Annotated in this window: 12 protein-coding genes and 2 pseudogenes; 3 read left to right on the top strand and 11 right to left on the bottom strand. The window is 27.8% G+C overall.

The window, feature by feature from the left end; translation table 11 throughout:
- Window positions 1-54 precede the first annotated feature (54 nt).
- From glmM to rplU, 7 genes and pseudogenes are all read right to left on the bottom strand, one after another.
- Window positions 55-1,398 (bottom strand): phosphoglucosamine mutase, encoded by a 1,344-nt coding sequence (glmM, locus tag CRV10_RS01860; protein WP_136130127.1) that lies wholly within the window; start codon window positions 1,396-1,398, stop codon window positions 55-57.
- Window positions 1,391-2,215: a dihydropteroate synthase gene (folP, locus tag CRV10_RS01855; protein ID WP_136130126.1), complete on the bottom strand. Its 825-nt coding sequence runs from the start codon at window positions 2,213-2,215 to the stop codon at window positions 1,391-1,393. The genes glmM and folP overlap by 8 nt, the downstream gene beginning before the upstream one ends.
- A 127-nt stretch (window positions 2,216-2,342) precedes the next feature.
- Window positions 2,343-4,163: pseudogene (gene ftsH / locus CRV10_RS01850) on the bottom strand (ATP-dependent zinc metalloprotease FtsH); the annotation flags it as partial.
- A 902-nt stretch (window positions 4,164-5,065) separates the two neighbouring features.
- Complete coding sequence (gene greA / locus CRV10_RS01845; protein ID WP_136130125.1) at window positions 5,066-5,542, bottom strand: transcription elongation factor GreA; 477 nt, start codon at window positions 5,540-5,542, stop codon at window positions 5,066-5,068.
- A 619-nt stretch (window positions 5,543-6,161) separates the two neighbouring features.
- A pseudogene (cgtA, locus tag CRV10_RS01840) lies at window positions 6,162-7,157 on the bottom strand (Obg family GTPase CgtA); the annotation flags it as partial.
- Window positions 7,158-7,244: 87 nt separating this feature from the next.
- Window positions 7,245-7,502 (bottom strand): 50S ribosomal protein L27, encoded by a 258-nt coding sequence (gene rpmA / locus CRV10_RS01835; protein WP_136130123.1) that lies wholly within the window; start codon window positions 7,500-7,502, stop codon window positions 7,245-7,247.
- Between the two features lie 12 nt (window positions 7,503-7,514).
- Window positions 7,515-7,826, bottom strand: coding sequence for a 50S ribosomal protein L21 (rplU, locus tag CRV10_RS01830; protein WP_136130122.1), 312 nt, complete (start codon window positions 7,824-7,826; stop codon window positions 7,515-7,517).
- A gap of 225 nt (window positions 7,827-8,051) precedes the next feature.
- Here rplU and ispB point away from each other — a divergent pair, with 225 nt between their 5' ends.
- Complete coding sequence (ispB, locus tag CRV10_RS01825) at window positions 8,052-9,023, top strand: octaprenyl diphosphate synthase (RefSeq protein WP_136130212.1); 972 nt, start codon at window positions 8,052-8,054, stop codon at window positions 9,021-9,023.
- Window positions 9,024-9,080: 57 nt separating this feature from the next.
- Here the strand turns inward: ispB and murA are convergent, their stop codons facing one another.
- Both murA and CRV10_RS01815 read right to left on the bottom strand, forming a co-directional pair.
- Window positions 9,081-10,334, bottom strand: a complete 1,254-nt coding sequence (gene murA / locus CRV10_RS01820; RefSeq protein ID WP_136130121.1) for a UDP-N-acetylglucosamine 1-carboxyvinyltransferase — start codon at window positions 10,332-10,334, stop codon at window positions 9,081-9,083.
- Window positions 10,335-10,373: 39 nt separating this feature from the next.
- Window positions 10,374-10,625, bottom strand: a complete 252-nt coding sequence (locus CRV10_RS01815) for a BolA family protein (RefSeq protein ID WP_136130120.1) — start codon at window positions 10,623-10,625, stop codon at window positions 10,374-10,376.
- A 527-nt stretch (window positions 10,626-11,152) separates the two neighbouring features.
- Here CRV10_RS01815 and kdsC point away from each other — a divergent pair.
- On the top strand, window positions 11,153-11,701 hold the full coding sequence (kdsC, locus tag CRV10_RS01810) for a 3-deoxy-manno-octulosonate-8-phosphatase KdsC (RefSeq protein ID WP_241971810.1): 549 nt from the start codon (window positions 11,153-11,155) through the stop codon (window positions 11,699-11,701).
- 64 nt (window positions 11,702-11,765) lie between these two features.
- Entirely contained in the window at window positions 11,766-12,431 is a 666-nt protein-coding gene (locus CRV10_RS01805; protein WP_136130118.1) for an ATP-binding cassette domain-containing protein, read from the top strand.
- An 85-nt stretch (window positions 12,432-12,516) separates the two neighbouring features.
- On the opposite strand, the gene CRV10_RS01800 is transcribed toward CRV10_RS01805, so the two are convergent.
- Both CRV10_RS01800 and sspA read right to left on the bottom strand, forming a co-directional pair.
- Window positions 12,517-12,975 carry a ClpXP protease specificity-enhancing factor gene (locus tag CRV10_RS01800; protein ID WP_136130117.1) on the bottom strand — a complete coding sequence of 153 codons (459 nt, stop codon included), beginning with the start codon at window positions 12,973-12,975 and terminating at the stop codon, window positions 12,517-12,519.
- A gap of 8 nt (window positions 12,976-12,983) precedes the next feature.
- Entirely contained in the window at window positions 12,984-13,619 is a 636-nt protein-coding gene (gene sspA / locus CRV10_RS01795) for a stringent starvation protein SspA (protein WP_136130116.1), read from the bottom strand.
- Window positions 13,620-13,888 lie beyond the last annotated feature (269 nt).

The raw sequence follows: 13,888 nt of genomic DNA, 5'->3' as shown, positions 1-13,888 counted from the left end.
TTTAAAATTTAGAATCCTATGCATAAACCATATGTAAGAATATTAACAAACATATTATATTATATCAATAGTTAATTTAATTTGCTTCACAAGACGATCAGCTAGTTCTTTTACTTGTTTTTTATCTTTACCTTCTACCATGACTCTGATAAGAGGTTCAGTCCCAGATTTTCTAAGTAACACACGACCATATTCAGAAAGTTCTTCTTCTATTTCTTTAGTCAATTTTTTTACATTATTGTTTTCTAAAGGATTTATATTACTCGGTGTATGAATATTTATTAAAATTTGTGGAAACATATTTATTCCACTACATAAATCATGTAAACTCATCTGATTACGAACCATAGCTGTTAGAACTTGTAAACTAGCAATAATGCCGTCACAAGTAGTAGTCTTATCTAATAAAATTACATGACCTGAATTTTCAGCTCCCAACCTCCAACCCTTTTCATTCATTTTTTCGATTACATAACGATCTCCTACTTTGGCACGTTCAAATGGAATACCTAATTGCTTTAAAGCAATTTCTAATCCCATATTACTCATCAAAGTCCCTACTACTCCACCACTTAAGTTACCTTGTTTTAAACCTTCTCTTGCAATAATATAAAGAATTTGATCACCATCTACTTTCTGACCTAAATGATCAATCATGGTAATACGATCACCATCACCATCATAAGATAAACCTAAATCAGCTTTTTCTGAAAGAACACGTTGTAACATGTAAATATGAGATGTACCACATTCTTTATTAATATTTACACCATTTGGCTGTACAGCAATAGAGATTACTTCAGCTCCTAATTCGCTTAAAACATTAGGTGCAATATGATAAGTAGATCCATTAGCACAATCAACAACAATTTTTAATCCATTAAGATTAAGATTATTTGGAAATGTTCCTTTACAAAACTCAATATAACGACCTGATGCATCAACAATTCGACTAGCACGTCCTAATAGTGAAGATTCAACACAAGTTATTGGTTTTTGCATTTCTAATTCAATAGATTCTTCTACATAGTCAGGTAATTTAGTTCCGTTTGAAGAAAAAAATTTAATACCATTATCATCATAGGGGTTATGTGATGCAGAAATAACTATACCGGCTTCTGCTCTAAAGGTACGTGTTAAATATGCAATAGCTGGTGTGGGCATTGGTCCAGTAAAAGCAGCTGATAAACCAGCTGCGGATAATCCTGATTCTAATGCTGATTCTAGCATGTAACCAGAAATACGTGTATCCTTACCTATAATTACTTTTTTTGATCCGTGTCTTGTTAAGACTTTTCCTGCTGCCCAACCTAGTTTTAAAACAAAATCTGGCGTGATTGGCAACTCTCCTACTTTCCCGCGAATACCATCTGTACCGAAATATTTGAGATTACCCATAACTACATTCCTTTACAGTTTTGACTATATTTATAGCTCCTATAGTTTCTTTAACATCGTGCACACGAATAATTTGAACACCCTGCATTAAAGCAATAACTGCGCAAGCAATACTTCCTGTCAGGCAATCTGATACACTAACTTTTAATAGCTTACCAATCATTGATTTACGTGAGATACCTACTAATAAAGGCAAACCAAAATGATGAAATTTAGTTATGTTAGCTAATAAATGATAATTATTCATAAGACTTTTACCAAATCCAAATCCAGGATCAAGAATTATATTATTTCTATTAATTCCAGCTTTTTCATAATCATCAATTTTACTAGAAAAATAACTATCAACTAAGTGTACAATATTTTGATATTTAGAAAGCTTAATTGGATAGTGCATAATACAAACAGGTACATTAGCTTTCACTGCAACTTCAAGAGCTCCATCTTTAGATAAAGAATGAGTATCATTAATCATGTGAACACCTGCTTTTAAAGCTTCTTGCATTACTTCAGGTTTAGAAGTGTCAATTGATATCCACGTATTAAAATTCTTTTTAATAGCTTCAATTATAGGAATTACACGTTCTAATTCTTCTCCAATACTGATGTTTTTAGCACCTGGGCGAGTTGATTCTCCACCTACATCAATAATACTAGCACCTGCATTGATCATGTGATTAACATGAAACAATGCATTTGATAATATATTATACTTACCACCATCTGAAAAAGAATCAGGAGTAATATTTAAAATGCCCATAACAATGGTATCATTATGAGATAAAATAAGACGTGAATTTTTAGATAATAATTTCACATTATAAACCTAAATCAATAAATTCAATAAATATTAGTTTGCATCTTCGAAGAAATGAATAAATATTAATCTTTTATTTTTTTATTGTAATATCATACACATTAATAAATTACATTTTTTGCATATCATTAGATTGATCCCAACTGGCCGGAGGACGTACTTGACGTCTTGCCATTAAATCATCTATTTGATAAGAATCAATAGTTTCATATTTCATCAAAGCTTCTTTCATGGCATGTAGTATGTCTATATTTTCATAAAGTATATGTTTAGCACGTTGATAGTTACTGTCTATTAAATATTTTATTTCTTGATCTATAATACGTGCAGTTTCATCTGACATATGTTTAGCTTTAGCAACAGAACGACCTAAAAATACTTCACCATCTTCTTCTGCATATAATAAAGGACCTAGTTTTTCAGAAAAACCCCATTGAGTTACCATATTTCTAGCTAAATTAGTAGCAATTTTAATATCATTTGATGAACCGGTAGAAACATAATCTATTCCATATATTACTTCTTCTGCTAAACGACCACCATAAAGTGTAGAGATTTGACTCTCCAATTTTTTCCTACTTATACTAATTTCATCATCCTTTGGCAGGAAAAAAGTTACTCCTAACGCACGACCACGAGGAATTATAGTAACCTTATGAACTGGATCATGGTCTGGCACTAAACGACCAATAATAGCATGACCTGCTTCGTGATAAGCTGTTGATTCCTTTTGTGATGGAGTCATCACTAATGAACGTCTTTCGGTGCCTATCATTATTTTATCTTTTGCTTTCTCAAATTCAAACATAGAAACAACTCTTTTATTTAACCTTGCAGCAAAAAGAGCAGCTTCATTAACAAGATTTGCTAAATCAGCACCAGAAAATCCCGGGGTACCTCTTGCTATGATCATAGGCTCAACATCTGATGCAAGTGGTATACGACGCATATGAACTTTTAAAATTTGCTCTCTACCTCTAACATCAGGCAAACCTACCACAACTTGCCGATCAAATCTACCAGGACGAAGTAAAGCAGGATCAAGAACATCGGGACGATTTGTTGCTGCAATAACTATGATTCCTTCATTTCCTTCAAAACCATCCATCTCTACTAACATTTGGTTTAATGTTTGTTCTCTTTCATCATGCCCTCCACCTAAACCAGCACCTCTCTGACGACCTACTGCATCAATTTCATCAATGAAAATGATACAAGGTGCTGTTTTTTTTGCTTGTTCGAACATATCACGAACACGAGAAGCACCAACTCCTACAAACATTTCTACAAAATCTGAACCTGAAATAGTAAAAAAAGGCACTTTAGCTTCACCAGCTATTGCCTTAGCTAATAATGTTTTACCAGTACCAGGCGGACCAACCATTAATATACCTTTTGGAATTTTTCCACCTAATCTTTGGAAACGACTAGGTTCACGTAAATATTCAACCAGTTCACTAACTTCTTCTTTTGCTTCATCACAACCAGCCACATCTGCAAAAGTGGTTTTTACTTGATCTTCCGTTAACATACGTGCTTTGCTCTTACCAAAAGACATTGCGCCTTTACCACCACTTTGTATTTGACGCATAAAAAAAATCCATACACCTATTAGCAATAACATTGGAAACCAAGATATAAATATCGAAGCTAACAAACTTGGTTCTTCTGGAGGTGAACCAGATACTTTAACATTTTTAGTAATTAAATTATCAAGTAATTTAGAATCGTTAATAGGGATATAAGTTATACACTTGTGATTATCTTTCTTGACAATAGTAATTTCACGCCCATTGATGCGAACTTCACGGATTCTATCTTGATTAACTTCCGACAAAAAAGTTGAATAATCGATTTTACGACTATTTAACTCATTTGGCCCAAAACTTTGAAATACAGACATCAATACGATCGCGATGACTAACCAAAGAACTAGGTTTTTCACCATATCACTCAAAGGATTAACCTCATATTACAACAATGTTAATAGATACAGTAGGTTATCATATATCCTTAGAATTGTAGTTTATATTACCTACTTATGCATAAATTTTAACTAAGATATTTTGCTTAATACCTAACCAATATAAATTCTAACATTTTTATTTACTAATTTCGATGTTTTCAAATTTGGTAATTAAATAAACAAACTTAATTTATTAATATTCATTACTAACAGTAATTTAATATAAAAATTTTTAATATTGAATTTTAATAATCATCCGTATGTTAATATGTTTTATTTTTTATGTACAAAATTTTAAATTTTTAACAAATATTAATTGCATTAGCAAATTGCTGTCATAATTATTTTACAATGATTACAATAATTTAACTTAACTAAAATACTCTAAAAAATGGATAAGTAAAAATTATTATTTTAACTAAATAATCATATTATTTTAATATTCGATACATAATTATCATATTTTGTGATCTTATTTCATTAATTTGCTAAGAATTAAGTTATCTAAAATTTCGAAATAATTAATTTATTTTACTTTTTTCAAATTACTGCGATGTTAAATTTACTGCAGTTATAAAGTCGAAATGGCGATAAAAACATGTGTTTTCAATCCCTAACACAGAAAAAATTAATACTAATCTAAATCTTAAAAAGATTTAGATTAATATTAATTATTCATTAGATGATATTAAATTGCATTAATAAAAAAACTAATATTTTAACATAAATTATAAAATAGATTAATATCAGGTATAGATTTTAATGATATTAATTTAAATATTAAAAAAATTAAATTTGTTCAAAAAGGCTGTGTAATCACAGCCTTTTTTAAGGTTTTTATATTAAATATACATTTTTATATGAATTGATTTTTATATTAATTATTAAAGGTACTCAACATTTAAAATCTTATATTTTACATCACCACCTGGTGTTATAATCACTGCAATATCGTTAGATATTTTACCAATTAGACCACGAGACATAGGTGAATTAATAGATATCAAATTCTTTTTAAAATCAGCTTCATCATCACCTACTATTTTATAGGTAAATTTTTCTCCAGTACTGAGGTTTAGTATAGTTACTGTCGAACCAAAAATAACACGTCCAGTTTTTGGTAATTGAGTAATATCAATTATTTGAGCGTTAGAAAGTTTTATCTGAATTTCTTTTATACGACTTTCACAAAAATCTTGTTCTTCACGAGCAGCATGATATTCTGCATTTTCTTTTAAATCTCCGTATTCACGTGCTTCAGCTATAGATGCGATTATACGAGGACGTTTCACTGTTTTTAACTCATTTAATTCTTCTCTTAATTTTTCAACACCTTTTAAAGTCATTGGGATTTGATTCATTTAATAATTTCCTCATTTATCTTAACTATTTCTCCTAATCAGTGATTATTAAATTATTTTTTAAAAGCATACTATCTCTACTTGACTCTTCTCACATAAACAAATATAGTATTTTTTATTAATTTTAGAATATACAAATTCAAAATATTTTAAATAAATAGTTTTTTATTAGTATTCTTAGGTTATTTAAGATAAGACAAGATAATAAATCTTATAATTATTATATTATATAATTTATATAATTATAATATTACAATATGCAATATTGTTATAATACTACAAATAAAAATAAATATTTAAGACTTGATATCCTGGTATTTAACTCTAGATGTAACTTTACAACAGTACTACTTTCTGAAGTTGTCTTTGATTAGTAACTATTTTTAATCAAAATGTTTTTATTGAATAACAAATAACAAAACAAACATACATCAGCTAATATTGGTATGTTGTTTAAAAATTGGTAAAAACTTTAAGGATTATATAGTTAATTTACATATAATTTTAACAAGAATTAATGTTTACATTTTTAGTGTTATTGTAAAAATAAGATGAATATAAAGTCTACTAATTAAGCTAAATACCTTATAATAATTGGTTTAATAATCTGTTATTCCAATATAAACCTCATTAGATCATCACATAATTCGTTGGTACCTTTTTTATTAAGACCAGAAATCAAATAATATTTATCATGCCAATTTAAAGATGTAATAATATTTTGGATATTATCTTTAATATTGTTTTCATGTAAATCAATTTTATTAAAAACTAACCAACGTGGTTTTTTATAAAGATCATCATTATAATTTTTCAGTTCATTTATTACAATATTTATATCATTGATTATATCAAGTGTATTATTTATATCTGTAATATCAATTAAATGTAGTAATAACCTACAACGTTCTAGATGTTTTAAAAATTGTATTCCTAAGCCAACTCCCCTTGCAGCACCTTTTATTAATCCTGGAATATCAGCTACGATAAACTTTTGATCACCATCTACATTCACTACTCCCAAAGTTGGTATCAGAGTAGTAAAAGGATAATTTGCTACTTTTGGCCTAGCAGCAGAAATATTACGAACAAGTGTAGATTTTCCGGCATTAGGTAAACCCAATATTCCAACATCAGCTAATAGCGTTAATTTGAGATATAAATGGCGTATTTCCCCTTTATTACCTTTAGTTGTTTGACATGGACGACGATTAACAGAGGATTTAAAACGAGCATTACCCAAACCATGCTGACCACCTTGACTAACTTTAAATTTTTGATTATTATAAGTCATATCTTGCAATATTTTTTTTGTATCATTATCAATTATGGTAGTTCCTATTGGCACCCTGATGATAATATCTTTACCACGTTTCCCGCTACAATTACTCCCTCTCCCATTTTTGCCATTTTCAGCATTAAAAGTTTTTTTAAAGTGAAAGTCAATTAAAGTATTTAAATTTTCATCAGCTAAAAGATAAACATCACCACCATCACCACCATCGCCACCATCTGGTCCTCCTCTTGGCATATATTTTTCACGACGAAAACTAAGACACCCATTACCTCCATTACCCGCAATAACCGAAATGGTCACCTCATCAATAAATTTCATTATTGCTACCATATAGTCAATTAAATCTAAAAAATTAATATTTTTAGATAATTATATTAAATCAATTATTAGCTTAATAGCTATTGTTTATTTATGAATAACACTAACATACTTACGATTTTTCACTCCTTTTTGTTCAAATTTTATTATTCCATTCTTAAGAGCAAATAAAGTATGATCTCTACCACATCCTACATTATGACCAGCATGAAACTTTGTTCCTCTTTGTCTAACAATTATATTACCTGCTATAACAAACTCACTACCAAAACACTTGATACCTAAGCGTTTCGAATGAGAATCTCGTCCATTTCTAGATGATCCGCCAGCTTTTTTATGTGCCAATTTTAAAATCCTTTAAATGTTGATATTAATAATTTTTACGTCTGTAAACCATTGACGATGCCCTTGTTGCTTGCGATAATGTTTACGACGACGAAATTTAATAATTTTAATTTTCTTATTGCGTCCATGAAAAATTATTTTTCCATTAACACTGCTATTAACAACAAACGGTGTACCGATTTTCAAATATTCACCTTTAGAAATCATTAGAACCTCTTTGAATTGGATACAATCTCCAATTTTAGCATCTAATTTTTCTAACCGAATGACTTGACCTTCAATTGCTTTATACTGTTTACCACCACTTTGAAAAACCGTGTACATATCAATTTCACCTTTAACTATTGTATAGTTATGCAACCAGATTATATATTAATCAATAAAAATTAAATTTTACACAAACCATCAAATTAAAACAATATTATAATTATAATAATCTTGAAAAATAAAATTGAAGTATAATTTATTTATTGCGCTAATGTATTAAATATAATTTTGACATAACATAAATACTATATTGTTGATTAATTAATGACATTTAATAAACATATGAACTTAGAACAAATTAATGAATTGATTGAGATAGATATAAATGCTGTTAACAATACTATTATCAATAATTTAAATTCAAATATTTCCCTTATAAATCAAGTAGGATTTCATATTATTAATAGTGGAGGTAAGCGTATACGTCCTAAAATAGCAATCCTATCTGCACGTTCAATAGGTTATCAAGGTGAATTGCATATAACTAATGCTGCATTAATAGAATTTATTCATACAGCTACATTATTACATGATGACGTAGTAGATGAATCCCATATGCGTCGCGGTAAAGTTACAGCTAATGTAGAATTTGGTAATTCGTATAGTGTATTAGTAGGAGATTTTATTTATACTAAAGCTTTTCAAATGATAGCTACCATAGGATCGTTAAAAGTTCTATCTTTACTGTCTAAAGCAATAAATTTAATAATTGAAGGTGAAGTATTGCAATTAATTAATTGCAATAATATCAATATTTCTGAAGAAAATTATATGAACGTAATTTATAATAAGACAGCTTGTTTATTTGAAGTTACAGCACAATCTTCTGCTATTATTGCTAATGCTAATCCATTAGAAGAAGAAGCACTTAAAAAGTATGGATTGCATTTAGGTATTGCTTTTCAATTAATAGATGATGTTTTAGATTATAGTTTAGGTAATATAAAGTTAGGTAAAAATACAGGTAATGATTTTAAAGAAGGCAAAATTACTTTACCTCTATTACATGCAATTCAAAATAGTTCATTGAAACAAAAAAAAATTATATACAAGGCAATAAGACAGGGCGAAAGAAGTCATTTAATGCAAGAAATATTAACAATAATGAACCAATATGGTTCATTAGAATGGACTCGTAAAAAAGCAGAAGAAGAATCAAAAAAAGCCATATATTCATTAAGATATTTACCTAAAAATTCATGGTTAATTGCTTTAGAATCAATTGCGGATATTGTAGTCCAAAGAAATTACTAGTCATTAGGATAATGAATAAGAAATTATTGTTTTAAAACAATATTGTAAATTGTATCACTAGTCAATACGTTCTATAATAGCTCCTATAGAAGCTAACTTGACTTCTATATGTTCGTAACCACGATCGATATGAAAAATTTGATCAATTATTGTCGTCCCTTTCGCTATACAACCTGCTAACACTAAGCTTGCTGAAGATCTTAAATCAGTTGCTACAACTTTAGTGCCTGATAAACTTTTTACTCCTTGAAAAGTAATAATATTATTATTTATTTTAGCCTTAGCACCCATGCGTATAAGCTCTGGAATATGCATAAATCTATTTTCAAATATATTTTCTCTGATAATACTCATACCTTCCGCGACTACATTTAATAAACTAAATTGTGCCTGCATATCGGTAGGAAATCCAGGATAGGGTTCAGTATTAATATTGACTGCTTTTGGACGTTTACCATGCATATTAAGACTAATCCAATTTGTACCCAATTTAATATCCGCACCTGCATCAGTAAGTTTTAATAAAACCTTATTTAACAATTTAGGTAATGTATTAATACAAAGAATACTACCACCTGAAATTGCAGCAGCTACAAGAAAGGTACCAGTTTCAATACGATCAGGTAAAATACGATATACACAACCACCTAAACATTTAACACCTTCAATAGTAATTTCATTACTACCTGCACCATTGATTTTCGCACCTATCATATTAAGAAAATTAGCTGTATCAATTACTTCTGGCTCTCTAGCTGCATTTTTAATAATTGTTATACCAATAGCTAATGTAGCAGTCATCATAATACTAATGGTAGCTCCAACACTTATTTTATCCATAGCAATGCAAGCACCTTTTAGCTTATCATGAATTTTAGCTGTGATATAACCATCTTTAAGTTTAATTATAGCTCCTAATTTTTTAAGACCACTAATATGTAAATCAATAGGACGATCACCAATAGCACAACCACCAGGGAGTAAAATTTGACTACAGCCAAATCTAGCTAACAATGGACCTAATGCCCAAATTGAAGCACGCATATTACTTACTATGTTCCAAAGTACTTTGTAAGTATGGACTTTACTAGTATCTATATATATGGAATTATTGCGTTTAATTTTTGCACCTAATTTGTTAAGAATTGTTATGGCAGTATCAATATCACGCAAATTTGGCACATTTTGAATTTCAATTGGTTCTTTAGTTAGTAAAGTTGAAAATAAGATAGGTAATGCTGAATTTTTAGCACCAGAAATTGATACTTTACCACTTAATTTTGTTGGACCTTGAACACGAAATTTTTCCATTAAAAATATACCTCAATAAAAATGACACTATAATAAATATTACATTAATTTTTTATTGTAAGACCATTCTTTAGGAGTATAAGTTTTTATAGAAACAGCGTGAATTGTTTGGTCTGAGATATATTTTGCTAAAGGTTGATAAATCAACTGTTGTTTTTGCACATAATTAAGTTTATTAAATATTTCACCAATAGCAACTATTTTAAAATGATGATTATCATCGCTATCTACGTAAACTTTATCTAAAGGTAAAGATGTCATTAATAATTTTTGAATTTCACTGTTTTTCATTTTAAATTTCACTTATTAATTTTTAAAAACTCATTATGATTAATTATTAAATGTTTATAATATCTTATATATAATTTAATAATTACAATAAATTAATAGTTAATATTAAGACATTTATTTCTAGCAATATATTAAAATTTAATTTTATTTATTAATAATATAATAAAAAATTAATTATCATTTAGAAATTAATTGTTTATACAGCAATTTTATGACAAAAAATTTAAATTCCATTTCTCAAATTTTAAAATTAATATTATATTGACTTTGATTAAATATCATTTTATTATTTGCCTATATTATATATTAAAAAATAAAAAATAATTTTATATACATATAGATATGTGGTAATAATAAATTTTGATTATAATGATTCAGTTACTGCATAAAGATTTTATTATAATTATACCGTAAAAAATAATGTTTTCAGATTAATCAGATGTTATTTTAATAATCGATTAAATTATTTATAATTTTTTTCAGTTTTTGAATGATTTTTTGTTTTGATTTTATTAAATGTGAAAATGATGCAATTAAAAAATATTAACATTGAAACATGTTACGGTCCAGTAGATGTTTTTGTTATGAATAGTGCTAGCAAAATCAAGTTACTTATCTGTGATGTTGATGGTGTTATGTCAGATGGTATAATATATTTAGGAAATTCTGGAGAAGAATTAAAAAAATTTAATGTACGTGATGGTTATGGAATTTGTTGTCTTTTAGCTTTTGGTTTGATAGTTGCTGTTATTAGTGGACGTCATTGTCATTTAGTAGAAGAACGTTGTAAAAAACTAGGGATTAATCATGTTTATCAAGGTCAATCTAATAAATTGATTGCTTATCGTGACTTATTAAATAAGTTATCAATCTCTGATTATCAAGTCTCCTATATTGGAGATGATGTAATTGATTTGCCAGTTATGACTCATGTAGGATTAAGTGTAGCAGTTCCAGATGCTCATCCATTGTTAATGTCTCATGCACATTATATTACGAAAAATTTTGGCGGACGTGGTGCGATACGAGAGTTATGTGATTTAATTTTAATGTCACAAAATAAAATTAGTATTTAATTTATTCAATAAAAATGTATTGTAATTAAAAATTTTATTAATTCATAATAGAATACGAACCATTATGTTTACATTATTTGCAAAACAATTAACTAAAACATATAAATATTGTAATTCAGTTAATAATATAAATTTACAGGTACAATCAGGTGAAATTATTGGACTTATAGGTCATAAGAATTCTGGTAAGACTATAATATGTTTTATGTTAATGGGAATAGTTATTCATGATACAGGTAGTATTATCATTAATAATAATGATATTAGTAACCTATCTTTACATGAACGTACACAATTAGGAATAGGATTTATCCCTAAACAATCTTCAATTTTTCGTCGACTAAGTGTTTATGATAACATAATATCTGTACTTCAAATACGTAAAGATTTGAAAGGAGGAATGCATCAAAACTATGCTAATGATTTAATAAATAAATTTAATATAGGTCACTTAAGTAATATTATGGGATCTGAATTATATGGAAGTAATAGAAGAATTGTAGAAATTATCCGTGCGTTAGCAGCAAATCCTAAATTTATCATAATGGATGAGCCGTTTACAAATATAGATATAGTTTCAGATAACAAGATAATAAAAGCTATTAAATATTTAAGTAGTATAGGAATAGGGATTATGATTACTGATAATAAAAATTTTATTACGAAGTTAAATTTTTATAACCGCTCATATATCTTAAATAAAGGAAAAATTATAACAGTTGTTAATTAATATCTAATATATTATTACTACTTAATATTAATAATATTATATATATTAATTATTAAATAGTAATAAAAGAAGTTATTTAAATAAGTTATTTTATGAGACGTAGATTAGGATTTTTTATAGTTCTAATTTTTTCTGCATTTTTATTATTTTCATATTTATTGTCTTTTAATGACAGATCAATATTTTTTTGAATATTTACTTTCTTTTTGGAGAACAACATATGATCAGAATCAAATATAGTACCTATTCCATTTTCACTAGCGTAGATTGCTAAAACTGCTTCTATAGGTATAGAAATAGGATATAAGACACCATCAAAACGTGTATTAAATACTAAACGATTATTACCTAAATTTAAGTTATCTACTGCACTTGGTTCAATATTTAATATAATTTGTCCATTAGAAACATATACGCTAGGAACTTGAATTCCAGGCATATTACTATCAATTAATAAATAAGGAGTAAGTTTATTATCTAACAACCATTCATAAAAAGCACGAATTAAATAAGGACGGATAGTAGTAATATTTATATTTGCCATATTATATTTTACCTCCTAATATATGAACACATCTCACGTTCAACTTCAGTTAACGAGGAAATAAAGGATTCACGATTAAAAATTCGGTTCATGTATTCCTGTAAATATCTAAAAGTAAGGTCATTAATATCTATACCTATCAATGGTAAACGCCACAGTAATGGTGCTAAATAGCAATCAACTAGACTAAATTCTTCACTCATAAAAAATGTTGTCCGATTAAATAAAGGAGCTACTTCTAATATTTCTGTACGTAATTTGTTGCATGCTATTTGAGATTCATCACCAATAGTATTTTCTATAGTATTCATGATACTATACCAATCACGCTCAATACGATACATCATTAAACGACTTTCTCCACGTGCTATTGGATATACTGGCATTAATGGTGGGTGTGGAAAACGTTCATCTAAATATTCCATTATAATGCGTGATTCATATAATGTTAAGTCTCGATCTACAAGTGTAGGAACAGTACCATAAGGATTAATCTTAATAAGATCCTGATCATTTATATTAACTTGTTCAATTTCTACATTTACACCTTTTTCAGCTAAAACAATGCGAACTTGATGACTGAAAATGTCAGCAGGTCCAGAGAATAAAGTCATTGTTGAACGTTTATTAGCAGCTAGTGCCATTAAAACCTCCATGATTATTAATAAATTATTATAATTTATTGAAAAATAAAATTAGATATTAAACTAATTTTAACAATAATATTCATTAATAAAACTGATCTAAGCGATTTTTCAATAAAAATATAAAAATTGTATTTTTATTCTCAATAATAGTACAAATTGCATTAATAAATTTCAATAAATTTAATTCTTAGATGAGATGTGCAAATTATACAGAAACAAAAAACCTATTGTATAGGTTTTTTGTTTCTGATGCTCCTCTCTTACAA

The organism is Candidatus Pantoea edessiphila (assembly GCF_002933355.1).
In the GTDB taxonomy this organism is placed as follows: Bacteria; Pseudomonadota; Gammaproteobacteria; order Enterobacterales; family Enterobacteriaceae; genus Pantoea_C; species Pantoea_C edessiphila.
Note: the sequence above shows the minus strand (reverse complement) of the source record. Positions and strands in the feature narration are given on the sequence as shown.